Genomic DNA, 23,329 nt, shown 5'->3' with positions numbered 1-23,329 from the left:
TCAGCCGAAATCCTGGATGGCTACGCCCTCTCCCTTGTTACGGAAATGGCTCGGCGGCGTGCCGATGATGCGCTTGAAGGCGCGGCTGAAGGAGGCTTCGGCATCGTAGCCGAGCCGTTCGGCGACGGTTGCCACCCGTTCGCCGTCCCGCAGCCATTGCCGCGCCTGGTGCATGCGCACCCGTGCCACGTAGCGGGCCGGCGTTTCGCCGACGACGCGCAGAAACCGTTCGGCAAAGCCTGATCGCGACGCGCCCATCAGCCTCGCCAGTGCCGCCACGGTCCAGTCGCGGTCCGGCTGGAGATGGATGGCGGCGAGTACGCGGCCGACCTCCGGATTGCGCACGGCCGCGATCCAGCCGGTCGTATCGCCGCAACCGTGTTCGACCCAGGTGCGGATCAGCGTCGCGGTCAACACGTCGGCGAGCCTTGCGAGAATGCCGCCCGCCCCGACCCGGTCCATGTCGACCTCGCGCGCCATGGCATCGAGAAGATGCGGGATGGAAGGCTCGTTCCTGGCGAGATCGCTGGTCAGCATCGCCTCGGGCATCAGTTGAAGCAGCGGATGCAGCTTGTCGATGTTGAAGCGCATCGAGGCAGTCAGCGCCACGGTGCCGCCGCAGGCGTCAGCGCATTGCACGTCGAAGACGCCCTGGCAGACTTCCTTGCGCCCGAACCGGTCGAACGGCAGCGGCGTCAGGCCCGGAACGCTTGCCAGCACATGCGCATCGCCGCGCGGCAGCAGCGCCGCATCCCCCGCCCGCAATTCCAGCCATTCGCCTGAGGGCGTCTGCAACCATGCGGAGCCCGATGAAATGAAGTGGAAACGCGCCGCCTCCTGCGCGGGAAAGGAGGTCGCCCAAGGCTCGGGAAGCCGGCAGCGGCCGTATTCGACGCCGTCGAGACGCAGTCCGCGCAACATTTCGGTGAGCGGATCGGAGACGTCTAGGGAGATTTCTTTGGACGAATAGTCAAGCATATCGGATTTTCTAGCATGGAAAGTACAGGCTGTCACGCCTAAGTCTGGTCTACATTCCCGGCCCGGTCCTCCGCGCCACCTCCCAAGACAGGACATGACCATGACTGACAGCACTTTCGAAGAGGATGATGTCGTGCGCGACACGTCGTCCCCGAACACATCGGCCAAGGCCCGGTGGGACGCGGTCATCGCGCTCACCCTCGGCGTTTTCGGCCTCGTGACGGCAGAGTTCCTGCCGGCCAGCCTGCTCACCCCGATCTCCGCCGATCTCGGCATCAGTTCCGGCGTTGCGGGCCAGACCGTGACGGTGACGGCGGTCGTCGCAGCTTTTGCCGGCCCCGGCGTCGTCATCGGCACCCGCAGCTTCAACCGGCGCTGGACGCTGTTCGGGCTGACCGCCCTCCTCATTCTCTCCTGCGCGCTGGCGGCCCTTGCCAACGGCCTGACCCTGCTCCTCGTGTCGCGCGTCCTGCTCGGCATCGGGCTCGGCGGCTTCTGGGCCATGGCCGGGGCGCTTGCCATGCGGCTCGTGCCCATGAACCACCTGCCGCGCGCCATGGCGATGATCTTCACCGGCGTCTCGGTGGCGACGGTCATGGCGGCACCGCTCGGTGCCTATATCGGCTCCACGCTCGGCTGGCGGGCGGCCTTCGTACTCGCCGGCGCTGTCGGCGTGCTGGCGCTCATCGCGCAGCTCGTCACCGTACCCTCGCTGCCGCCAGCCGGACATGCCGGGCTCGGCACGCTGGCGGAAGTCCTCAAGCGGCCGAAGATCCGCATCGGCCTCATCGCCACCCTTCTCATCGTCGCCGGCCATTTTGCGGGCTTCACCTATATCCGCCCCTATCTGGAAGACGTCCCGCGGCTTGATGTCGAGATGGTCTCGCTCCTCCTGCTCGCCTATGGTGTCGGCGGTTTCTTCGGCAATATCGTCGGCGGCATGATCACCGAACGCAGTTCGACGCTCGGCGTCGTCTTCGCCTCCAGCCTGATCGCCGTTTCCGCCGTGCTCCTCGTCTCCCTCGGGGCTTCGACGGTGGCAGCAGCGGTTGCCATCACGCTCTGGGGTTTTGCCTTCGGCGCGCTGCCGGTCAGCATCCAGAGCTACATCACCCGGGCGGCACCGGATGAGGCGGAAAGCGCCGGCGCGCTGCTGCTGACGACCTTCCAGATCGCCATATCCAGCGGCGCCGTACTCGGCGGCCTGCTGATCGACGCCCAGGGACCGCTCGGCGTCATGACCTTCCTCGGCATCGCAGCCATTCTCGGTGCGTCGGTGATGGTCGCACGCGGCGGACGCCAGGTCCAACTCAGCCAGGGCTGAACCGAACACGGCTATCGGCTGCGGTCAGTTGCGCAGCCGATAGCCCGTCTTGAAGATCCAGCCCAGGATCGACAGGCAGATGACCAGGAACAGGGTGATCATCCCGAGGCTCACCATCGGGTTGACGTCGGCGATCTCGTAGAAACTCCAGCGGAAGCCGGAGACGAGATAGAGGACCGGGTTGAAATGGCTGACCGTCTGCCAGAAGGGCGGCAGCATGTTGATCGAATAGAAGCTGCCGCCGAGGAAGGTCAAAGGCGGCACGACCAGCATCGGGATGACGTTGAGCTGTTCGAAATTCTTCGCCCAGATGCCGATGATGAAACCGAACATGCTGAAGGTGACCGCCGTCAGCACCAGGAAAAGCACCATCATGAACGGATGGGCGATGTGAATGTCGACGAAGAACGAGGCGGTGGCGAGAATGATCAGGCCGATGATCAGCCCCTTGGTCGCCGCCGCGCCGACATAACCGACGATGATCTCGGTCATCGCAACCGGCGCCGACAGGATTTCGTAGATCGTGCCGGTGAATTTCGGGAAATAGATGCCGATCGAGCCGTTGCTGATGCATTGCGTCAGCAGCGTCAGCATGATCAGGCCAGGGGTAATGAACGACCCGTAGGAAACACCTTCGACCGTCTGGATGCGCGAACCGATCGCAGTGCCGAAGACGATGAAATAAAGCGAGGTGGTGATGACCGGAGAGATGACGCTCTGCAGGAGCGTACGGCGCAGCCGGGCCATCTCGAAGACATAGATCGACTTGATCGCTTCGAAATTCATGCGTTTTCTCCGACTTTTTCGCCTACCAGCGCCACGAAAATGTCCTCGAGCGAGCTTTGACGCGTGGAAAGATCGCGGAAATGAATGTCCTCGGAAGCGAGCGTCGACAGCAGCGATGCGATCGTGCCCTGCCCTTCCTCTCCCTGGTATTCGTGGATCAGTGCCGTGCCGTCTTCGGAAAGCGTCAGGTTGTATGCACCGAGGCTTTCCGGCAATACCTTCAGCGGCTCGGACAGTTCGAGCCGGAGCTGCTTGCGGCCGAGCTTCTTCATCAGCGCCGCCTTTTCCTCGATCAGCAGCAGCTTGCCGCCGTTGATGACGCCTACCCGGTCGGCGATCTCTTCCGCCTCCTCGATATAGTGGGTGGTGAGGATAATGGTGACGCCGGTCTCGCGCAGCTTCTCGACGACCTGCCACATCTCGCGGCGCAGATTGACGTCGACGCCGGCGGTCGGCTCGTCGAGGAACAGGATTTTCGGCTCGTGGGCGAGCGCCTTGGCGATCATCACCCGCCGCTTCATGCCGCCCGAAAGTTCGCGCAGCATGTTGTCCTTCTTGCTCCAGAGAGACAGTTCCTTCAGCACGCTCTCGACCAGCGCCGGATTGGGCTTCTTGCCGTAGACGCCGCGGGAGAAGGTGACCGTGTTCCAGACCGTCTCGAACATGTCGGTCGTCAGTTCCTGCGGCACGAGACCGATCAGCGACCGCGTCTGGCGGAAATCCCTGATGACATCGTGGCCACCGACCATCACCTTGCCGGTCGAGGGATTGACGAGACCACAGATGATCGAGATCAACGTCGTCTTGCCAGCGCCGTTCGGGCCGAGCAGCGCCAGAATCTCGCCTTCCTCGATTTCCAGGTCGACGCCCTTCAGCGCCTGAAACCCGTTCTCGTAGGTCTTGGTAAGTTTATCTATGGAAACGACTGAGGCCATGCGGAACGGTTCTTCCCAAGGATTCTATTTGCGGGATGCGCCGCGAATATAGGCACCCCAACCTTCGAAACCATCCCTTGTGGAAGAATATTGCTGACGGTTTCAGAGGATAATCGACAGGAAGAACTGCGCCGAGATGACGACCAGGAAGATACCGAAGCCGATTTCGAGCTGCCGTTTCGACATGACATGCGCCAGCCGCGCACCGACCGGCGCCAGATAGAGCGTGACCGGGATCAGCAGCGCCACCGCCAGCCAGTTGATATAGCCGGTCGAGAATGGCGGAAGGCCGGGTCTGCCCCAACCGCCCCAGACATACCCGACCAACCCCGGCAGCGAAATCAGCACTCCGACGCCCGAGGAGGTCGCAACCCCCTGGTGGATGGAGCGGCCGTAAAGCGTCATGAACGTATTGTTGAGAATGCCGCCGCCAATCCCCATCAGTCCGGACAGGATGCCGATCCCGGTGCCGACCAGGAATTTGATGGGATTGCCGGGCAGGTCGTCGCCGAGCTTCCAGGTGGCGCGGTTGAAGATCATCCGGAAGGCAAGCACCAGGGCGATGACCGCGAAGATCAGCTGCAGTTCGACGCTGGTCGCCTTGGCCGCGATCAGGGTGGCGATCAGCGTGCCGAGCGGCACCGCGACGATCCAGCCCTTGAGCAAATCGGTATCGACCGCGCCACGCTGCCGGTGCGCCATGAAGGAGCGGATCGAGGTGGGCACGATGATCGCCAGCGACGTGCCGAGTGCCAATTGCATGCGTATGTCTTCGGGCACGCCGAGGAGCCCGAAAACGTGGAAGAAGATCGGCACCAGGATGGCGCCGCCGCCGATGCCGAACATGCCGGCGAGAATTCCAGCGGCCGCACCGCCGGCCAGAAGCGCCAGGATGAAAGGGAAAAGCGTTGCGATGGACAACATTCCGGTCTCCAGTCCGACATCGGATCCGAAGAAGGATATTCATCCACTGCCGCTGTCATTTTTCCGTGACGTTCTTACAGCATTGTCCCCACCAGGCAAGCAACGGTCCCGCCCTTTACGCCGCACGTAACCCCTCGCGCGACCGTCATGACCAAAGTGTTTTAGTCTTTCTCGTTTCCGCTTGCCGCATGCATACTGTTTTCAAGTATGAGTTCTTCAGTAACCGGAAGCACGGCTCATCCCCGCGAGCCCGACCTCCATTCTCGCCGGCTCTCTGAGCCGGCTTTCTTTTTTGTGGATTCAAGCCAATTCCGTTCGGGTGGCCGGGTGAGACCCGACGCGCCATGGGCATGGTCTGCGCGTCGGGCCTCGTGCCGCAGTAGGGGTAAAGCCTGGGGGGCGGACTGCGGCGCCACCACTCTTGCGTCGCCGCTGCTTATGGTTCCAGTTTGGTTGCCGCATATGGTTTATGGACCATTAATGTCCACAGGCTCGCCGCAATCGCCATGCCTCGGGCGTATCCGAAGGAAAGGCTCAGGTCCTGCGTCTGCCGGGCAGCGCATGCCGCCATGCCGTTTCCAGAGCGTCGCGGAGGTCCGCCTCTTCGAGTTCGGAAAGAACCGCCGTCGTCCAGCCCTGACGGCCCCAGGCGTTCTGGACCGGCGAAAAGGCATGCGGCAGCATCTCGCATTTGAACTGCTGCTCGTCGGGCGCGAACTTGAAATTCGCGGTCAGGCCATCGGCCGCAAGCGTCGCGAAGATGCGCCTGACCTTGAACGCCGCCCGGTCGAAATGCGGTGCCTCGGACGCTCCTTCGAGCGAGAGGGCCAGACTGCGGAGCATGTCGGCATCGGCCATCGTCAGACTTCAGTCGCAATAGCGCTTGCCGCCCCTGCGGGAGCGCAGGTCGAAGTGAAAATGGTTCCAGTGTTCCGCATTGCTGCCCGGACCGAGCACAGTGCTGAAATACTTGCAGCTGTCGCTGCGCACCGCCTTCAGGAGACCGCCCTCGCGCATCGAGAACAGGCCCTTCTTGCGCACGTCGATCTCGTGGCCGTCCTTCAGCACGATCTGGCCGATGTCGATGGCGTTGCCCTTGGCATGCTCGGACATCGGATTGTTGCGCTGGTTGCTGTTGTTCATCCGCCGGCAGGAATAACCGCCCATTGGCACGATCTTCTGGATGCCGGTCAGATAGCGGTAACGGGCGGAAGGCGCGAGCTCGTTCTTTACCCATTTGGCAAAGGCGAGCGTCGTCTGGCAGTTCAGCGTGACGGCCGGCTTGACGTCGATATTGCCGGACAGGCCGGAGAGTTTCACTGGATAAGGCACCCTGCAGCTCGGGCCTGCGTCGATGGGCGGCCGGTCGTCGAATTCGACGCCGAGGCGCCTCAGTTCCGCCCGGCAGCTCACCTCCGACTGCGGCATCACATCGCGCTGCCAGGGCATGTCGCGCTGGCTCATCGGGCCGCTGTCGATCATCGGATTGTTGGGCCGCAGCATTGCTACCTGCTGCGTGCCGGCCGCCGATCTGCTGCCGGGAGGTGCTATGCTCCGCTCATTGCCCCAGGCCATGTCGCGATTGGCCGCGTTGCCGTTCGAAAGATCGCCTTGCAGGCCGGCGCCCTGGCGCTTCGGCGGCACCAGCACACGGTCGTCGTTCATGGGTTGGGAAATCGGCTGGCGGCGCGACTGCAGCGCGCGGGGATTGTCGGTGCCGATGCCGTCGACGACGGGCTGGTCGCCGACGCCCTCGGCGATATCGGAATCCTCTTCCGCGGCAAGCCCCGTGACATCGCTCTCGTCGGGGCCGAAACCGAGCTCGGCATCGATGTTGACGCCGTCCTCCGGAATGGTCGTCGGCCCGGCATTACGGGTCGTATTGCGCTGTCGAGCAGAGGCCTGCTGCTGCATCGCCTCGTCGCTGTCGATCATCGGCAGGCGGCCCTGGCGCGCGCCGGGTGCCTGCTGCGACATCGGGGCGCCAAGCGGCGCAGACTGCACCGGCTCCGGCGCCCGCAGATAGTGGCCGCCGTTATTGGCGCCCGAATTGGGATAGGCTGAATTTTGATAGCCGGCGCCCGCAAGGTTCGGCGTATTTGCGTAATCGACGGCGCGGGCCCCGGAGACCGGCGCGGGGTTCGTCGGATAGGCCTGCTGCGAGGCGGGCTCGCGCGGTATGTCGCGCATCGGCTGGATCGCCCCGACGCGGCCGTTATCGATCGACGCCGGCGGAACGAGATCCCCGGCGGAGCAGGCAGCCAGCATTGTCGGGATCATCAGCGAGCCGATCACCCGCCGAGAAAGGGAAGCATACGCCATACAAGTTTGCCACTCTTCCGGTGCCGAAATGACACACGCTGAGAGTTTAGGCAAAGTCGGTAAATGAACCTTTGAGAAATCAAGGCTCTTTCGTGACCTTTCGGTGCAATTTAAGGTCGTTTCAGGACGCCCGCCGTCCCATTGCCTCCATTCTGGCGATCCATTTCAATGCGCCCGACAGCAAAAGGCCGCCGGGCTTTTTTTTGCGCCGGCGGCCTCTGGTTTTTCAGCGGTGGATCGGGGTCGATCAGGCGGCGCGAGCGCGGGATGCCTGACCCGAGGTTGCCGCGCGGCCTCCGTTGCCGAGCCTGAAGGCCGAAAGGAGGCCTTGCAGATGCAGGCTCTGTTCGGCGAGCGTCTGGCTCGCCGCAGTGGTTTCCTCGACCATCGCCGCATTCTGCTGGGTCATCTGGTCCATGTGGTTGACGGAGGAATTGATCTCCTGGAGGCCGGTCGCCTGTTCGCGGGCGGCCGTCGCAATCGTGTCCACATGGGAGTTGACCCGCTCGACCAGGGTAGCGATCTCGACCAGCGCATCGCCGGTGGAGCGCACCAGTGCCACGCCGCCTTCCACCTCACGGGCGGAATTGCCGATCAGCGTCTTGATCTCCTTGGCGGCATTGGCGGAGCGCTGCGCCAGTTCGCGCACTTCCTGCGCCACGACCGCAAAACCGCGGCCCGCCTCGCCGGCCCGTGCCGCCTCGACGCCGGCATTCAGCGCCAGAAGGTTGGTCTGGAAGGCGATCTCGTCGATCACCGAGATGATCTGGTTGATGCGGTTGGAGCTCTCCTCGATCCTGCCCATGGCGTCGATCGCATTGCGGACGATCTCGCCCGAACGGCCGGCGCTATCCTTGGTCTCGCTGACCATGGTGCGGGCCTCGACGGCCCGTTCCGACGCGGTGCGGACGGTTGCGGTGATCTCGTCGAGTGCTGCCGCGGTCTCTTCGAGCGCCGCCGCCTGCTGTTCGGTGCGCTTGGACAGATGGCCCGTCGCCCCGGAAATGTCCGAGGCGCTGTCGCGCACCACAAGGCTGGTCTCGGAGATCGCCGCGATCGCCTGGTGCAGCGAACCGACCGCCGCGTTGAAATCGTGGCGGAGTTTTGCATAGTCCTCGCCGATGTCGACGAGTGCCACGGAAAGGTCGCCCCCGGCCAGCGCCTCGAGCGCCCGGCCAAGCTCGCTGATCGCACGCCCCTGGCGGTCGGCAGCGGCCGTCATCGTCCGCTCGTTGTCGGAGCGCTCGCTGGCGATCATGCGGGCCTGTTCGGCCTCGCGTGCCTGCAGCTGGACCCGTTCGTCGACCGAATCGCGCAGCACGGAAAGCGCGCGGGCCATCTCGCCGATCTCATTCTTCTGTTCGGTGCAGGGCACGGTGACGCGCGCCTCGCCCGATGCGATCGACTGCAGCGCCTGCCTGATCTTGCCGATCGGGCCGGTCACCGTCTTGACCACGAAGGTGGCGCCGGCGATCAGCACCAGCGCACCGATGCCGAACATCGAGGCGAAGTTGATCGCGTCGCGGCGGAACATGGCGTGCAGGTCGTCGACATAGACGCCGGTGCCGACGATCCAGCCCCAAGGCGCGAAACCGGCGACATGCGAATATTTCTCGACCGGCTGCTCGGCGCCCGGCTTCGGCCAATAGTAGTCGACGAAGCCCTTGCCCGTCGGGCTTGCCTTGACGGCATTGACGAACTCGACGAACAGGAACTTGCCGTTCGGGTCCTTGTCGTTCGACAGGTCCTTGCCGTTCAGCTCCGCCTTGATCGGATGCATGATCATCCGCGGCAGCATGTCGTTGAGCCAGAAATAGCCGCTGCCGTCACCGTAGCGCATCACCGAAATGACCGCCTTGGCCTCGGTCTGGGCCTGCTCGCGGGTCATCGCGCCGGAGGCTTCGAGGGCCTGGTATTTCTTGAGCACGGTCAGCGCCACATCGTTCATCTGGGCAAGGCCCGCCTTCCGCTCCCGTTCCGACGAAGCGTAGCTCTGGAACAGGCTGAAGACCATGGCGCCGCCGAGGATGACGAGCGACAGGAGCACAAGACTATAAAGGCGCCAGGAAATGGCGAGACGTTGCATGGGACCCCCCTTATGTGCAATTCGCCTTAAATTCTAATGGTCGATGGTTACTAGGTAGTGAAGCCCTGACAAATCGCGGCGAACGCGAATTAGTTCAGCCTAAATAATTGATGTTGAAACGCTTTTTGGCGGAGTTTCCTTCTCCTTCATGTGCGGTTAGTCTCCCGGCGGGAGGAGTCGCCCGAAAACCGCTTCGAAAGAGAGACGACATGACCGAAAATCCCAAGCCGACCGGCGAACTGACGCTCCGGACGCTCGCCATGCCGGCGGATGCCAACGCGGCCGGCGATATCTTCGGCGGCTGGGTGATGGCGCAGATGGACTTGGCGAGCGGCATCCGCGCCGCCGAACGGGCCCGCGGCCGCGTGGTCACGGCAGCGGTCAAGGAAATGGCCTTCGAACTGCCGGTGAAGATCGGCGATACGCTGAACATCTATACGGAAATCACCCGCGTCGGACGCTCGTCGATCACGCTGACCGTCGAAGCCTGGGCACAGCGGGCACGTCACCGGATGATCGAGAAGGTCACGGCAGGGACTTTCATCATGGTTGCGCTCGACGAGGACGGCCGCCCGGTGCCGGTGCCCGCCGAAGAATAGATCGGGGAACAGCCATGGACGTCGCCACCGCCGCCGAAACCTATACGCATATCCGCGTGGTCATGGGCATGGTGGTGAGCCTCAGCCTGGCGCGGCTGCTGAACGGCCTCGCCGGCATCGTCCAGCACCCCGGCGCGGCGCGCATCTACCCCGTCCACCTCGGCTGGGTGGTATTCATGTTTCTGTTCCTGGTGCATTTCTGGTGGTGGGAATACCGTCTGCACGCCCTGCCGGTGATCGGTTTTGCGGCCTATCTTTTCCTGATCGCCTTCTGCGCGCTGTTCTTCTTCCTCTGCGCCCTGCTCTTTCCGACTTCGATGCAGGACTACGACGGTTACGAACATTATTTCCTGTCGCGGCGAACCTGGTTCTTCGGTTTCCTGGCGGGAATGCTCGTCACCGATCTCGTCGATACGGCTCTCAAAGGTCGGGATTATTTCCTGTCGCTTGGCTACGAATATCCGGCCCGCACCGCGTTCTATATCGTGCTCAGCATCATCGCCGCGATCACCACCGACCGGCGTTATCACGCGGCCTTCGTCGTCTTCGCGCTCGCCTACCAGTTCTACTGGGTATTCCGGGTCTACGACCTCCTGACATAGGCACGCTCTGCCCGATCACCCCCTCAGATAGGCGGAGGATCTATCGAAACTCAGGCCGGGGAAAACCTTGGCGGTGAGATTGTCGGGCTCGATGCCGAACTGGCGGTAGAGCATGGCAGCGGCGACCTCGCGGACATCGCCGGTCGGCATCAGGTCGCGGCGGTCGAGCAGCTTGTCTTCGGAAAGCCCTGGCCATTTGCCCAAAACCCTGCCGCCCGGCATCGCCCCGCCGGCAAGCACCGCAAGCCCGCCGGTTCCGTGGTCGGTGCCGTTGGTGCCATTTTCGCGGGCGGTGCGGCCGAATTCGGTCATTGCCAGCACCACGGTCTTTTTCCAGGCCTCTTCGCCGAGCGCATCCTTCAGCGTGATTATCGCGGTAGAGAGATCGCCGACAGCTTTCCTGAACTGCCCCTTTTGGCCCACATGGGTGTCCCAGCCGTTGATCGAGAAGCTGGCGATCCGATAGTCCTCGCGCAGCATGCCGCCGGCAAGCCGCGCCATGTCGGCAATGCCAGCGCCCCGCCGGTTGTCGGCGTAAAGGGAGTCCGCCGACATATCGGTCTTCTTCGCCTCCTCCATGGCTTTCGCAAACGCCGGATCGCCGGCGTAGAGGCGGTCGAGAAAGGCGATCTCGTCTTCGGCAAGCGCGAAATTGCTTTGCGACGACCAGCTATCCGCCTCGTTCGGACCACTGAGGATCAGTTCCATCGAAGTGTTGATATCGATCGCCTTGCGGCCGTTCGAGCGCGGGATGACCGCGAGCGTGCGGTTCAGCCAGCCAGTGCGCTGGCCCTTGGCGTTGCCGCCAGTCTCCAGCATGTCCTGGCCGTCGAAATGGCTGCGCTGGTCGCGATAGGGCGTCGAGACGGCGTGCACGAAGGAGAGCTCGCGCGCCTGCCACAGCGGCACAAGTGCGGAAGCTGCCGGATTGAGCCCGAAGAACCCGTCGAGATCGATGAGGCCGGTGTCCGGCCGCAGGCCGAGCTTCGGCCGGAGCGCCGCATAGGCCGGGTCGCCGTAAGGCTGGACGAAGTCGAGCCCGTCCATGGCGCCGCGCAGGATGATCGTCACGAAGCGGTTGTCGCCGGGCATCGCTGCAAAGCTCACCGGCGTCAGGAGTGGAGCCGCAGCAGCACAGCAGGCGCCGGCCAGAAAACCGCGGCGAGACAACGGGAAACTGTCCTGGACGCTCATCTCTTATCTCCTGTTGAATTCAGGGGATGCCAGCACCATCGTGATGCCATGCACCTTGTTGGGCGCCTGCGCGATCACCCTGCGGGTCTCCGGATGGGCGGCATCGGCAAGTGCGGCCTGCAGGAATTCCGACGGCTCCAGCCTCTGTGCAAAGATGCGCCCGACCATACGCGACCAGGAAATCCGTTCGCTCAACTGGCTCGGGGTCAGCCATACGCTCGTTTCGTCCGCGAAACCTGCGGGGCTCGGCGGCTGCCAGATCGGCTGGCCCATGCGCTGCAGCGCGCCGAGCGTCAGGGCATTGGCACGCCCCGCCTTCTTCCTGATATCTTCCCTCTTCGCCATGCCGGTCAGGTCCATGGCTTTCTGCATCGGGCTCTCGTCCTCGTCGCCATCGTCCATGTCGCGCAGCAGGTTGGCGAAATTCCTCTCCGGCAGATCGAGGGCGCGGAAACCCGATGCCACGAACTCGAACGGCTGCTTGATCTTCTGACCGGGATCCGACCAGGCCCGCGGATGAGCGAGCATGGCGCGGTAGACCTCGGTCAGATTGCCCTCGCTCTTCGTCCATGCCGCGACCATCGCGCCGACCATGTCTTCTGGCGCCTCGTCCGCGACGAAATGCCGGACGAGCTTGCCGCAGACATGCCGCGCGGTCCTGGGGTTGGCGGCGAGGTCCTCGAGCATCAGGACGTGGTCCTGGCCATCGCCCTCGTCGTCCTGGTAGGTCCGGCCGAGCAGGTTGACAGGTCCCGCCTCGGCGAGCCGCGGCTGATAGACGACCTGCATGGCGCGGTTGTCCACCGACAGGCCGGTGAGGATCAGTGCCGCGGCACGCACGTCGTCCTGCGTATAGCCGCTGCCCGCACCCAATGTGTGCAGCTCCAGCAGTTCGCGTCCGAGGTTTTCGTTGAGGCCGCGGCCGTTCTTGCGGGCGGCGGCGGAATCTGGCCCGACACTCTGGTTCTGGTCGAGATAGATCAACATGGCTGGATGCAGAATGGCATCGGACAGCAATTTCGTGAAGGAACCGCCGATATTGGGGCGGATCGCCTGCGCCTCATAGAGCGGCACGATCATTCGCATCGGCAGCGACTTCATCACGCTGGTCGAAAAGTGGTCGACCCAGAAACTCGCGAGACGCTCATAAAATCCGAGCGGCGAATGGATCGCCTGGGCAAGCCGCGCCATGGCATCCTGCCGATAGATGCGCCGCGCCTCGGTCCGGGTCGCCTTGCGGACGTCTTCATTCGGATTGCCGGCCTGACGGGCTTTCGCCTCGGCGGCGAGCAACGAGACGACACGGGTTGCGGTGTCCAGCCGGCCACTCACGCCCTCGCGCGGAAAGCGGGGCTTTTCGGAAGCCCCTTCCTCGATCTGCGCCAGCAGCGCCTCGACATCGCGGGGCGGCTCCTCGCCGGGACGAAGACCATAACCGTATCGGATGGCGGCCAGGGTCGGGGTGGGAAGAGCCATTGAATCACTCCTCGTTGGACCCCCTCAGAGTCCCGAAAAAATGTGGTGGAAACCAACAGGAATTGCGGCCATTTCGTGACATGGACAATTTGTAATTCGTGACCGTGCGGGAAGTTCCAGCAGTGCGGGAGAAATCGGATCTACTGCAGGATCTGCCCGGCTATCGGAACAATCGAAGGGCATCCGCCCAATATTGAGGCGCCACGAACGGCCGGTTACCTTTTCATTCAGGATAACCCGGCTGGGTTGAAGAAGATCCCTCGAATGCAAGACTTTCTTATCGCCGCCCGTGGATAGTGTCGGCATAGGAACTCCAGCCCAAGCAGATCGATGGAAGCCGAATTCAGAACAGGTCAGATCGACCCGGCCCTTGCCCTGGACGTGAAGCGAGCGCAGGCATCGACCATACTCGAACGCCTGATCTCGACGCTCGCGACCAATGCCGCGATATCCGCTTCGGCGCTTTTCGTCACCACGATCGACCGTGGCCTGACCGTTTCGGCCAGCCTGTGGTTCATGGCGGTGATCGCAAGCCTGGTCCTGCGCGTCTTCATGGCCTCGATCCTGAAGCGTTGGGAAACCGTGGAACATGCCCCGCAACAGGCGCTGAACGTGCTGACCGTCGGGGCGCTCGTGAGCGGGCTCGCCTGGGCGGCTCTTCCGCTGACCGTGCCCGATTTCAACGCGCTCGACGGAGACAGTGGCCTCTATCTGATCATGTGCGGCATGGCGACCGGCGCAGTCCTGATGGGTGTCGGGCACAACCCGGTTTCCCTCGCCTTCGCCATACCGCCCAACATTTCCGTGATGGTGTCGCTTGCCGTCACCGGCAGCGCCAGCGGCTGGCTCCTCACCATCGACGTCGTGGCGCTGACGATGGTGCTGATCCGCAGCAGCCGCACCAGCGAGGCGACCTTCGTCGGCAACGTGCTCGGCAAACTCAAGGCGACGGCGCTTGCCGATTCCCTCTCCAGTGCCAATTCGAACATCCTGCGCGCCAATTACCGGCTGGAAGTGCTCGCCAATTGCGATCCGCTGACCGGGCTTGCCAACCGTACCGCCTTCAATACCGCCCTCGATACGGGAATTTCCGCCGCAAGGCTCGAGGAGGAACAACTCGCCCTCCTCATCCTCGATCTCGACCGCTTCAAGACGGTCAACGACACGCTCGGCCACAGCGCCGGCGACGCGCTGCTCGTCGAGGTCAGCGACCGGCTGCGCCTGGCGGTCGACGGCAAGGGCGTCATCGCCCGGCTCGGCGGCGACGAGTTCGCGATCATCCTCGGCGGCTCGGATGCCGCCGAAACCGCCCGGGGTCTGGCGAAGCGCATCCTCGAGCACAGCCGGCAGCCGGTCATGCTCGAGGGCCAGCCGACCGTGGTCGGCACCTCGATCGGCCTGGCGCTCTTCCCGCTGCATGCGGATACGGCCGAGGATCTGTTCATCAGCGCCGACATGGCGCTCTACAGGGCCAAGGACGGCGGGCGCCGCCAGTGGCGCGAATTCGAGCCCGCCTTCCGCTCCCAGGCCGACCGCCAGAACCAGATCGAGCACGAACTCGCCGATGCGCTCGATGCCGGCGATCTCGAAGCGTGGTTCCAGCCGCAGGTCGATCTCGCCTCCCAGGAGATCACCGGTTTCGAGGCGCTGGTGCGCTGGCACCACCCCTATCTCGGGCCGATCGCGCCGCCGGAAATCGTCGCCGCCGCGCAGGCCGCCAATCTTGCCGACCGGCTGACCGCGACGGTTGCCGAAGCCGCCTGCCGGCTGCTCACCCGCCTGCCCTCGCTCGGCCTGCCGCGGGCGACCGTCGCCATCAACGTCTCGCCGCGCGAGTTCGACCTCTATTCGGTCACCGACGTGCTCGACTGCATCACCTCGGCGCATTGCATCGATCCGGCGCTGTTCGAGATCGAGATCACCGAGGAGGCGATCCTTGACACGCTGGTCGCCGGCGAGCAGCTGAAGCGCATCGAGCGGTCCGGCTACAAGCTCGCCGTCGACGATTTCGGGGCCGGCCATTCCTCGCTCGCCTACCTCGTGGCGCTCAAGGTCGACCGGCTGAAGCTCGACCGACGGTTCATCACCAACGTGCATCAAAGCCGCCAGAACCAGGAAATCGTCGGCGCCATGGCCAGCCTCGGACGGGCGCTGTCGATGGAGGTGGTGGTCGAAGGCGTCGAGAGCGAGGAGGAAGCCAACGCCCTGAAAGCGCTCGGCTGCCAGTTCGCCCAGGGCTATTTCTTCGGCCGCCCGATGCCGGCCGAACGCATCCCCGGCTGGATCGAATGCCGCCGTGCCGCCACCCAGCGCCAGGTGGCGTAACCTGCCCGCGCCCCAAAAATCCGTTTCCCTTTTGTACTCGTTTTGTGACCTGCCCCTCTTCACTTTCGCGACGAGTCTCTCCATATTCGCGGCATGGCCAGATCACCGAAAAAATCGCCCGCCTCGAACCCGGACAATCACAACGGTTTCGAGGAAGCCCCGCAATCGTCGTTCGAGGGTGCGCCTCTGCAAGGCAGCGTTTCCGACTGGGTGAAGCAGCTTGAGGCGGAGGCGGAAGCATCCGGCGTCGAGACGCAGCGCGAGATCGCTTCGAAGGCCGGCAAGCACCGCAAGAGAATAGAGATCGCGGCGCGTGAGGAAGCCATCAAGGCCGCCCAGAAGAGCGCCCCGACGACGGCCAAGAACACCACCGCCTCGAAGACCGCCCGCGGCGTGTCGATCGGCGCCTCGTCAGATCCGAAGACGCGCGCCCGCGCCGGGCTCAATCCGGTCGCCGGCATGGATACGTCGCTGGAGGATGCCGAGAACCTCGCCGCCGGCGCGGTCACCGCCACCGTGGAAGCCCTGTCGGCGCTGATCGAGAGCGGCAACCCGCTGTTCAAGGACGGCAAGCTGTGGACGCCACACCGCCCCGCCCGGCCGGAAAAGTCCGAGGGCGGCGTCACCATCCGCATGTCCTCCGATTACGAGCCGGCCGGCGACCAGCCGACCGCCATCCGCGACCTGGTGGCGGGCATCAACGACAACGAGCGCTCCCAGGTGCTGCTCGGCGTCACCGGTTCGGGCAAGACATTCACCATGGCCAAGGTGATCGAGGCGACCCAGCGCCCGGCGGTGATCCTGGCGCCCAACAAGACGCTGGCGGCGCAGCTCTATTCCGAGTTCAAGAACTTCTTCCCGGACAACGCAGTCGAATATTTCGTCTCCTATTACGACTATTACCAGCCGGAAGCCTATGTGCCGCGCTCCGACACGTTCATCGAGAAGGAATCCTCGATCAACGAACAGATCGACCGGATGCGCCACTCCGCCACCCGTTCGCTGCTGGAGCGCGACGACTGCATCATCGTCGCCTCGGTCTCCTGCATCTACGGTATCGGCTCGGTCGAGACCTATACGGCGATGACCTTCCAGATGTCGGTCGGCGACCGATTGGATCAACGTCAATTGTTGGCAGACCTCGTCGCCCAGCAATACAAGCGCCAGGACCTGAATTTCGTGCGCGGCTCGTTCCGGGTGCGCGGCGACACGATCGAGATCTTCCCGGCCCACTTGGAAGATGCCGCTTGGCGGATCAGCATGTTCGGCGACGAGATCGATGCGATCACCGAGTTCGATCCGCTCACCGGCCACAAGGTCGGCGACCTGAAATCGGTGAAGATCTACGCCAATTCGCACTATGTCACCCCGCGCCCGACGCTGAACGGCGCCATCAAGGCGATCAAGGAAGAGCTCAAGCTGCGGCTTGCCGAGCTCGAAAAGGGCGGCCGCCTGCTCGAAGCGCAGCGGCTGGAACAGCGCACCCGCTACGATATCGAGATGCTGGAGGCGACCGGCTCCTGCGCCGGCATCGAGAACTATTCGCGTTACCTGACCGGCCGCAATCCCGGCGAGCCGCCGCCGACCCTGTTCGAATACATCCCCGACAACGCCCTGCTGTTCATCGACGAAAGCCATGTCTCGGTCAGCCAGATCGGCGGCATGTACCGAGGAGACTTCAGAAGAAAAGCGACACTCGCCGAATACGGTTTCCGCCTGCCGTCCTGCATGGACAACCGGCCGCTGCGCTTCGAGGAATGGGATGCGATGCGCCCGCTCACCGTCGCCGTCTCGGCCACGCCCGGCAACTGGGAGATGGAACAGTCCGGCGGCGTGTTCGCCGAACAGGTCATCCGCCCCACGGGCCTGATCGACCCGCCGGTGGAAGTCCGCTCCGCCCGCTCCCAGGTCGACGACGTGCTCGGCGAAATCCGCGAGACCGCCGCCAAGGGGTACCGGACGCTGTGTACGGTGCTCACCAAGCGCATGGCCGAAGATTTGACCGAATACCTGCATGAACAGGGGGTTCGCGTGCGCTACATGCACTCGGACATCGACACCCTGGAGCGCATCGAGATCATCCGCGACCTGCGGCTCGGTGCCTTCGACGTGCTGGTCGGCATCAACCTTCTGCGCGAAGGCCTCGACATTCCCGAATGCGCCTTCGTCGCCATTCTCGACGCCGACAAGGAAGGCTTTTTGCGCTCGGAAACGTCCCTCATCCAGACCATTGGACGTGCCGCGAGAAACGTCGACGGCAAGGTCATCCTCTATGCCGACAAGATCACCGGCTCGATGCAGCGCGCCATGGACGAAACCGCCCGCCGCCGCGAAAAGCAGATGGAATACAACACCGCCAACGGCATCACGCCGGAATCGGTGAAGGCCAGGATTTCCGACATCCTCGACTCGGTCTACGAGCGCGACCACGTCCGCGCCGACATTTCCGGCGTCTCCGGCAAGGGTTTTGCAGATGGCGGCCACCTGGTCGGCAACAATCTGCAGGCCCATCTCAACGCGCTCGAAAAATCGATGCGCGACGCCGCCGCCGACCTCGACTTCGAAAAGGCCGCCCGCCTGCGCGACGAAATCAAACGCCTCAAGGCCGCCGAACTCGCCGTCATGGACGACCCGATCGCCAGGGACGAAGCCCGCGCCGTCGAAGGCGGCAATGGCAAGGCCGGAAACGGCAAGGCTGGAAACGGCAAAGGCGGAGCAAAACCCCGCCGCGAGTCGATCCCCCCCCTTGAGGGGGAGATGTCCGGCAGGACAGAGGGGGGTGTTTCCCCACCCTCGACCTCCCTCTTCGCCAAACCCAACCTCGACGACATGGGCCGCGACATCGCCGAACCCGCCAAGCCATCGCTGTTCCGCAAGAACGACCTCGACGAAATGACCGTCGGCCGCACCGAAAAACCGGTCACCGGCAAGCTTCCGCCGAAACCGTCATCCTCAACCTCTCCTCCGTCATCCTCGGGCTTGACCCGAGGATCCACCGACGACCCCCGCCCCCTCGTGCGCGGCAAGGTCGGCGCGGGAAGTTATGAGGATGCGGGCGAACAGAAGCGGAAGAGCCGGACCAAGGGGAAGACGGGGCGGCCTGGGCGATAGTGCATGAGGCAAGCGGCATTCGATTGAAATCGCCATTGAATAATACTTTAAATTGCAATAAGCGAGGACATTAATTTTTTAAGGTGTCTCGATGAAAAATACAACCAAAGGCGCATGGATAATTCATCATGGCTTAAAAACCAAAGCAGATACAAACGGAGGGGCAGATTTCTCTGCTATTGATACGGCAGCAAAAGCCGGGACACTATTTACTCAGATATGTCGGTCCACCGAAACCGAAATCCCAAAGGAGAAAGTTCGCGCATACGCCCGCGCTATAAATCTCAACCCGAACCTTGAGCTTAATTCTATACTTTCCATTCTTAAAACTCACCGGCTAATTGACGAAAGCGACAACACCATCGTTTCCATCGGCGGCAGTACGACAACCGCTCTGGAATCGACCGCCAAGATCTTTGATGAGCAAGACAAAATCGAGGAAGAGGAAGCTGCTGTTTTACTAGCGGAGCATCTCTCTGACGCACCTTTGAGCGATGGAGAGCTTCTGGATTTTCTTTATTCAAAATTTGACTTTAAAGAGAATCGATCAAGAGATTTACTGTCGAGAGCTGAAAATATCGGTTTCGTGGATGCGGAACCGGAAGGTACTGAAAAGCTCTTTTTTAACGGAAATCTTTTTAGAAATCAGGATATTAAAAAGGTTAAGGCAGTAGTTGATTCCTTTACGACTGAGGAAGCGACACAATTCCGTGAATTGGAAGAAAAACTACGACTTGCACCGCTGTCACTAAAAGCCGCTACCGCAATAACTTCTGCCGATCTGATGAAGAAGATTCGGTCTGTTGGCTTGGTTGATGTCTCCTTCCTGGAAAACGAACACGGGCAATTTGGGTACGTGACGCTGCCGTCATCCTTTCACAAGTTCGCAAACCCATTTGTCGATGACGCCTTCGACTTGGCGAAAGCCTTAGTGGCCGCACTTTCTTATGGGATGAGTCAGAGCTCTTCTTCGCGGGGAAAAATCTGGGGAATATCGCTTCTGCTGGGAAAACTAATCCGAGGCGGCTCGGTCGGCCCTGCGCCAGCGATCGGCAATGACTACAAGTTGCTTGAGCAGCGTGGTGTGGTCGAGGTATTTCCTGACGGTCGCAGCTTCAGCATGCGGTTGCTTAAACGAGACGTCGGGGAAATCGCTCTAGCGGTACTAACGCGCGGCACAACGGAAGATAAGCAGGTCGAAGAATGGCTGCCCCAAGTATCGATGAGTGGATTTGTCACGCCTTCGGAGAGCCGTCAGACTATGCGAAAAAACAGAAGCTTAGGTCTTAAACGCGTTTCCAATGACGTGCTTACATCACTTCGAACAAGGAAATCTTGATGGCTTCGGAAGCACTATTAAAAAAAGGCGAAGCAATTGAAGAAACGCTCCGCGAGTATTTTCGTCGTCTTGGCTACTTTAGCGTGAGGGGCCTGCCATTTCTATTCGATGGCGACGAAGTGACTGATATAGACCTCTTTCTGTATGAAAGATCTGGTGCGGCTGGTCGAAGGCGTACAATTGTCGATATAAAGTATAAAAACCGCCCGAAAGCAGTCGAGCGCGCCGTTTGGACAGCAGGTCTCAAAGCCAGTTTGGGCGTAGAAGCCGGAATCATCGCCTCCACCGATACACGACGAAGCGTAAAAGCGCTTGCAAGATCGCTAGGTCTATCGTTTTTCGATGGAAATATGCTCGCCGAAATCAATAAACTCCCTCAGTTACAATCTTTAGAGCGTTACTCGAAGGAGCATATATATGCCGGTATCAGTAGAATTGAAAAAGAGCGCGGAGAGAGGAAATGGACGGCAGCTCTGAAGGAGTGCCAAGCATCTTTGATTACAGATCTTGGTATTCACTCGGCCAATAGTTGCTTACTTTTACTCCGAGAATTCAATGAACATCTTTTCGTAACTAATGAGAAAGCGCTTTTCGTAAGACTGATTTATCTCGCCTGTTCCTACCTTGCGCTGAGCTTCGACTACGCAACTCGCGACTTAACATTCAGCAAGCTTGAGGAAATCGTCAATTTCTTAGCGGTTGGCCTAAAATTTGGAGAAACCGGCGACGGGAAGTCTTTGGAGAAGATCCAATTCGCGATTGAACTTGTTAAACAATATGGTGAAAATGGACCGTCTGCGGCAAAGAAAATACAGTCAAACCTTGAGAGATCCGTCGAGACGTTACGGGTAGAAACATTGGCAGAACCTGTTGCGCGATTTGTCGGAAAAGAGACTCTATTTAAGGCGGCGATTGGATTTGAGCACAAGGCGTACAGTTACCAATTTTTTTCTTTCGACGATCTTTCGGTCGAAGAAAAATCACTTCTGGCGGCGGTCTTGGATTTTACCACTATGGACCGCAGAAAGTTTGCAGAACTCACCGAGCAAGCCAAAAATAAGCCGCTCGAAGGCCCCACAGAAGAAGGTGATCTCTTCGACAAGTCTCAACAAGATAGACCAGACCCAAAACTATAGGTATCAAAGCAGCGTGTCAGCTGGATCATCGGGCAAGCAGGATGACGATGGATGGGTGAGGTCCCCGCTTCACGGCAGCGTAGAAGCGGCCGCGCTGGTTCAGCCCCCGTTGTTACCACCACCACTATCCTTCCACCCCTCCATCCCCTAAACATTTCCTCACATCCAAACGCGGAACGACTCATCCATGCGCATGCCGGCCATCGTCTTTGGACTGCTGTTTTCCCTGCTGGCTGCGGCCGGCGCCGAGGCGCGGGTCTACAAGTCGCCGCAGGCGCTGATCAAATCGCTTTATGCCGATACGATCGATCCGGCCGAGGACGATGCGCCCTCGCCCTATTCGGCCTATTTTTCCGATGCGCTCAACGAGAGCCTGACGGCGAATGGCGAGGCGGTGGATTTCGATCCGATCCTTGCCGGGCAGGATGGCGTCGCCAGCAATATCCAGCTTTCCCCGCCGATCGTCCTTGGCAACACGGCCGAACTGGAAGTGTCCTTCCGCAACGGCAAGCGCTCGGCGACGCTCTTCTACACGCTGGTGCGCGAAAACGGCGGCTGGAAGGTGGACGACATCGCCGACCAGTCCGGCGACGACCCCTGGAGCCTTCGCGACCTTTTGGGGCAGTAGGGGACGGGTTTTACGCGGCGGGGCACCACTTCTCCTTTTTCCGGCCCGGACTTCTCCCCCGCGGCCTTTCGGCGGTACCTTTCCTCCCTCATTCCTGTCCTCGGACTTGATCCGAGGATCAGTCACAGGAATCCAGCAGCGCCGCGTCGGCGGCGCGTAAGACTCTACTTCCCTCGCCCTCGACCCGAAAAATATCCTCTCGCCGTGCAGACGCACGACGGCTGGATCCCTGTGACTGTCCTCGGATCAAGTCCGAGGACAGGGATGAGGAGGAGAGCTGGCATTTCGCCTTGTCCGATACGGGGATGCTGCCGAACATCTCCTCCAACCTTTTCAGCACTTTAACTCCATCCACATCCTCTCTCATCTCCGCCTTCCCAACCCATGCCTAAAATCCCCCGTTCCGTCGCGGATACACCGGCAGGCGTGCTGGCGAGGCGGGACCGGCGCGGACGTCAAGGGCAAGACGCAAAACCTTGGCGTTCGGGTTCGCGGAAAATGGTCTCCCTCCGGCGACGCGGGACGGATGAGAAGCTGTCGGACCGACTTCTCGTTTCGTTTTCCGTCATGGTGCGTCGGGCGTGCCTGTGAGGCACACAGGGTGATGGGGCAGCGCCGCGCGGCGTCCCGAGGGTTTTTCAAAAAACCCGGATTGTGCGGCGCAGGTGGAAGACGATGCCGGGCGGCGGTCATGGCCTGCGGCATCCTGGTCTGCGAGCGTGCATGACACCCTCTTCGGAGGGGCACGCAACCGTTCCCACAACCCCCGTCATCGCAGAGGGACCGAAGTCGCGGATAATAACCGCCGAACGGGGCGCTGAGAGGTGTCACTTATTACTTACTTTACGAGGCAGCTTTCAGCGCCCCGTCCGATCCTCGGGTCTCGCTTTGCTTGCCCGAGGATAACGAAAAGAAACCGAGGATCGCCAAGGGAGGAGTGTGTCCGATGGATCCCGCCCTTCCCGTCCATATGCCGAGACAGACCGAGGAGCCCATGGCCACAAAGCGATTGCCCGAAGAACGACTACCCAGCGAGCGGCCTGCACCGCTCGAAGACCGCGTCAGCCGCCGCCTCGCCGATGCTCTCGGCATGCCGCAGATCTGCCGGCGCCGCGCGTGCCGACGCACCGGGCGTTGCACCGCCGAAGTCTCCACCGCAGGCGAACCCGCCTGCATCGGCGTCCTGCAGGATTGTCACCGCGAACTGTTTGTCGCCCAGAAACGGGTCGCCGTCCTCTGCGCCGAGAGCTTCTCCGCGTGGCAAGGCCTGCCGGAAGCGGTCGGCCCTGGACAGTCGTTCATGCTGAGGCAAGGCGCCTGCGCAGCCGTCTCCGCGCTTTGCGACAGCCAAGCGGTCCGCCCCGCGGTTCGGGGATGGCTGCGCCGCATCCGCCTTCCTCCACCCGCCTCGCCTCCCCGCAGCATCGTGGGAGCCTTCGAGAGGTTCGGCGAGTTCCTGCCGGAGGAGGACGATGGGGGGCAGTAGAGGGAGTGGATCGGGGCGGTGAAATGGTGCGGGGGTCGCGTATGCCGCACCGCCTCCCAGCCCTTCGCTTTGGCTCAG

The 23,329-nt window shown here is 62.0% G+C and carries 18 protein-coding genes; 9 read left to right on the top strand and 9 right to left on the bottom strand.

Annotation, left to right across the window (positions count from 1 at the left end; translation table 11 throughout):
* Nucleotides 1-978, bottom strand: coding sequence for an AraC family transcriptional regulator (locus RG540_RS08110; protein ID WP_046601045.1), 978 nt, complete (start codon nt 976-978; stop codon nt 1-3).
* Between the two features lie 100 nt (nt 979-1,078).
* On the opposite strand from RG540_RS08110, the gene RG540_RS08105 reads away from it, so the two are divergent.
* Nucleotides 1,079-2,302: an MFS transporter gene (locus tag RG540_RS08105; RefSeq protein ID WP_038593319.1), complete on the top strand. Its 1,224-nt coding sequence runs from the start codon at nt 1,079-1,081 to the stop codon at nt 2,300-2,302.
* A 24-nt stretch (nt 2,303-2,326) separates the two neighbouring features.
* On the opposite strand, the gene RG540_RS08100 is transcribed toward RG540_RS08105, so the two are convergent.
* From RG540_RS08100 to RG540_RS08075, 6 genes are all read right to left on the bottom strand, one after another.
* Complete coding sequence (locus RG540_RS08100) at nt 2,327-3,088, bottom strand: ABC transporter permease (RefSeq protein WP_038542707.1); 762 nt, start codon at nt 3,086-3,088, stop codon at nt 2,327-2,329.
* A complete protein-coding gene (locus tag RG540_RS08095; RefSeq protein WP_038586483.1) occupies nt 3,085-4,023 on the bottom strand; it encodes an ABC transporter ATP-binding protein in 939 nt (312 codons plus the stop codon). Before RG540_RS08095 ends, RG540_RS08100 begins: the two co-directional genes overlap by 4 nt.
* Before the next feature lie 102 nt (nt 4,024-4,125).
* Nucleotides 4,126-4,947: a sulfite exporter TauE/SafE family protein gene (locus RG540_RS08090; protein ID WP_038586480.1), complete on the bottom strand. Its 822-nt coding sequence runs from the start codon at nt 4,945-4,947 to the stop codon at nt 4,126-4,128.
* A 534-nt stretch (nt 4,948-5,481) separates the two neighbouring features.
* The gene (locus RG540_RS08085; protein WP_038586476.1) at nt 5,482-5,805 is read right to left on the bottom strand and encodes an MmcQ/YjbR family DNA-binding protein; all 324 of its coding nucleotides are present in this window, start codon (nt 5,803-5,805) and stop codon (nt 5,482-5,484) included.
* A 9-nt stretch (nt 5,806-5,814) separates the two neighbouring features.
* Nucleotides 5,815-7,269, bottom strand: coding sequence for an extensin-like domain-containing protein (locus tag RG540_RS08080; protein WP_038586473.1), 1,455 nt, complete (start codon nt 7,267-7,269; stop codon nt 5,815-5,817).
* Between the two features lie 247 nt (nt 7,270-7,516).
* On the bottom strand, nt 7,517-9,355 hold the full coding sequence (locus tag RG540_RS08075) for a methyl-accepting chemotaxis protein (RefSeq protein WP_038586470.1): 1,839 nt from the start codon (nt 9,353-9,355) through the stop codon (nt 7,517-7,519).
* A 209-nt stretch (nt 9,356-9,564) separates the two neighbouring features.
* Here RG540_RS08075 and RG540_RS08070 point away from each other — a divergent pair, with 209 nt between their 5' ends.
* Nucleotides 9,565-9,954, top strand: coding sequence for an acyl-CoA thioesterase (locus RG540_RS08070; RefSeq protein ID WP_038586468.1), 390 nt, complete (start codon nt 9,565-9,567; stop codon nt 9,952-9,954).
* A gap of 14 nt (nt 9,955-9,968) precedes the next feature.
* A complete protein-coding gene (locus RG540_RS08065; RefSeq protein ID WP_038586465.1) occupies nt 9,969-10,556 on the top strand; it encodes a hypothetical protein in 588 nt (195 codons plus the stop codon).
* 15 nt (nt 10,557-10,571) lie between these two features.
* Here RG540_RS08065 and RG540_RS08060 read toward each other — a convergent pair whose 3' ends face one another.
* Nucleotides 10,572-11,750, bottom strand: a complete 1,179-nt coding sequence (locus RG540_RS08060; protein ID WP_038586462.1) for a DUF1501 domain-containing protein — start codon at nt 11,748-11,750, stop codon at nt 10,572-10,574.
* A 3-nt stretch (nt 11,751-11,753) separates the two neighbouring features.
* Complete coding sequence (locus RG540_RS08055) at nt 11,754-13,226, bottom strand: DUF1800 domain-containing protein (protein ID WP_038586458.1); 1,473 nt, start codon at nt 13,224-13,226, stop codon at nt 11,754-11,756.
* Between the two features lie 330 nt (nt 13,227-13,556).
* Here RG540_RS08055 and RG540_RS08050 point away from each other — a divergent pair, with 330 nt between their 5' ends.
* The 6 genes from RG540_RS08050 (at nt 13,557) to RG540_RS08020 (ending at nt 23,251) form a co-directional block, all read left to right on the top strand.
* Nucleotides 13,557-15,551 carry a putative bifunctional diguanylate cyclase/phosphodiesterase gene (locus RG540_RS08050; protein ID WP_051909284.1) on the top strand — a complete coding sequence of 665 codons (1,995 nt, stop codon included), beginning with the start codon at nt 13,557-13,559 and terminating at the stop codon, nt 15,549-15,551.
* Nucleotides 15,552-15,644: 93 nt separating this feature from the next.
* Complete coding sequence (gene uvrB / locus RG540_RS08045) at nt 15,645-18,662, top strand: excinuclease ABC subunit UvrB (protein WP_038586455.1); 3,018 nt, start codon at nt 15,645-15,647, stop codon at nt 18,660-18,662.
* 91 nt (nt 18,663-18,753) lie between these two features.
* A complete protein-coding gene (locus RG540_RS08040; RefSeq protein WP_038586453.1) occupies nt 18,754-20,001 on the top strand; it encodes a hypothetical protein in 1,248 nt (415 codons plus the stop codon).
* The gene (locus RG540_RS08035; protein ID WP_038586449.1) at nt 20,001-21,137 is read left to right on the top strand and encodes a hypothetical protein; all 1,137 of its coding nucleotides are present in this window, start codon (nt 20,001-20,003) and stop codon (nt 21,135-21,137) included. The genes RG540_RS08040 and RG540_RS08035 overlap by 1 nt, the downstream gene beginning before the upstream one ends.
* 187 nt (nt 21,138-21,324) lie before the next feature.
* A complete protein-coding gene (locus RG540_RS08030; RefSeq protein ID WP_038586446.1) occupies nt 21,325-21,765 on the top strand; it encodes a DUF3828 domain-containing protein in 441 nt (146 codons plus the stop codon).
* 994 nt (nt 21,766-22,759) lie between these two features.
* Nucleotides 22,760-23,251, top strand: a complete 492-nt coding sequence (locus tag RG540_RS08020; RefSeq protein ID WP_157884598.1) for a hypothetical protein — start codon at nt 22,760-22,762, stop codon at nt 23,249-23,251.
* Nucleotides 23,252-23,329: the final 78 nt, after the last annotated feature.

The organism is Neorhizobium galegae bv. orientalis str. HAMBI 540, assembly GCF_000731315.1.
GTDB classification, from domain to species: Bacteria; Pseudomonadota; Alphaproteobacteria; order Rhizobiales; family Rhizobiaceae; genus Neorhizobium; species Neorhizobium galegae.
Note: the sequence above shows the minus strand (reverse complement) of the source record. Positions and strands in the feature narration are given on the sequence as shown.

Coding starts and splice junctions, on each gene's coding strand:
- RG540_RS08110 (WP_046601045.1), bottom strand. CDS start 978: ATGCTTGACTATTCGTCCAAAGAAATCTCCCTAGACGTCTCCGATCCG.
- RG540_RS08105 (WP_038593319.1), top strand. CDS start 1,079: ATGACTGACAGCACTTTCGAAGAGGATGATGTCGTGCGCGACACGTCG.
- RG540_RS08100 (WP_038542707.1), bottom strand. CDS start 3,088: ATGAATTTCGAAGCGATCAAGTCGATCTATGTCTTCGAGATGGCCCGG.
- RG540_RS08095 (WP_038586483.1), bottom strand. CDS start 4,023: ATGGCCTCAGTCGTTTCCATAGATAAACTTACCAAGACCTACGAGAAC.
- RG540_RS08090 (WP_038586480.1), bottom strand. CDS start 4,947: ATGTTGTCCATCGCAACGCTTTTCCCTTTCATCCTGGCGCTTCTGGCC.
- RG540_RS08085 (WP_038586476.1), bottom strand. CDS start 5,805: ATGGCCGATGCCGACATGCTCCGCAGTCTGGCCCTCTCGCTCGAAGGA.
- RG540_RS08080 (WP_038586473.1), bottom strand. CDS start 7,269: ATGGCGTATGCTTCCCTTTCTCGGCGGGTGATCGGCTCGCTGATGATC.
- RG540_RS08075 (WP_038586470.1), bottom strand. CDS start 9,355: ATGCAACGTCTCGCCATTTCCTGGCGCCTTTATAGTCTTGTGCTCCTG.
- RG540_RS08070 (WP_038586468.1), top strand. CDS start 9,565: ATGACCGAAAATCCCAAGCCGACCGGCGAACTGACGCTCCGGACGCTC.
- RG540_RS08065 (WP_038586465.1), top strand. CDS start 9,969: ATGGACGTCGCCACCGCCGCCGAAACCTATACGCATATCCGCGTGGTC.
- RG540_RS08060 (WP_038586462.1), bottom strand. CDS start 11,750: ATGAGCGTCCAGGACAGTTTCCCGTTGTCTCGCCGCGGTTTTCTGGCC.
- RG540_RS08055 (WP_038586458.1), bottom strand. CDS start 13,226: ATGGCTCTTCCCACCCCGACCCTGGCCGCCATCCGATACGGTTATGGT.
- RG540_RS08050 (WP_051909284.1), top strand. CDS start 13,557: ATGGAAGCCGAATTCAGAACAGGTCAGATCGACCCGGCCCTTGCCCTG.
- uvrB (WP_038586455.1), top strand. CDS start 15,645: ATGGCCAGATCACCGAAAAAATCGCCCGCCTCGAACCCGGACAATCAC.
- RG540_RS08040 (WP_038586453.1), top strand. CDS start 18,754: ATGAAAAATACAACCAAAGGCGCATGGATAATTCATCATGGCTTAAAA.
- RG540_RS08035 (WP_038586449.1), top strand. CDS start 20,001: ATGGCTTCGGAAGCACTATTAAAAAAAGGCGAAGCAATTGAAGAAACG.
- RG540_RS08030 (WP_038586446.1), top strand. CDS start 21,325: ATGCGCATGCCGGCCATCGTCTTTGGACTGCTGTTTTCCCTGCTGGCT.
- RG540_RS08020 (WP_157884598.1), top strand. CDS start 22,760: ATGGCCACAAAGCGATTGCCCGAAGAACGACTACCCAGCGAGCGGCCT.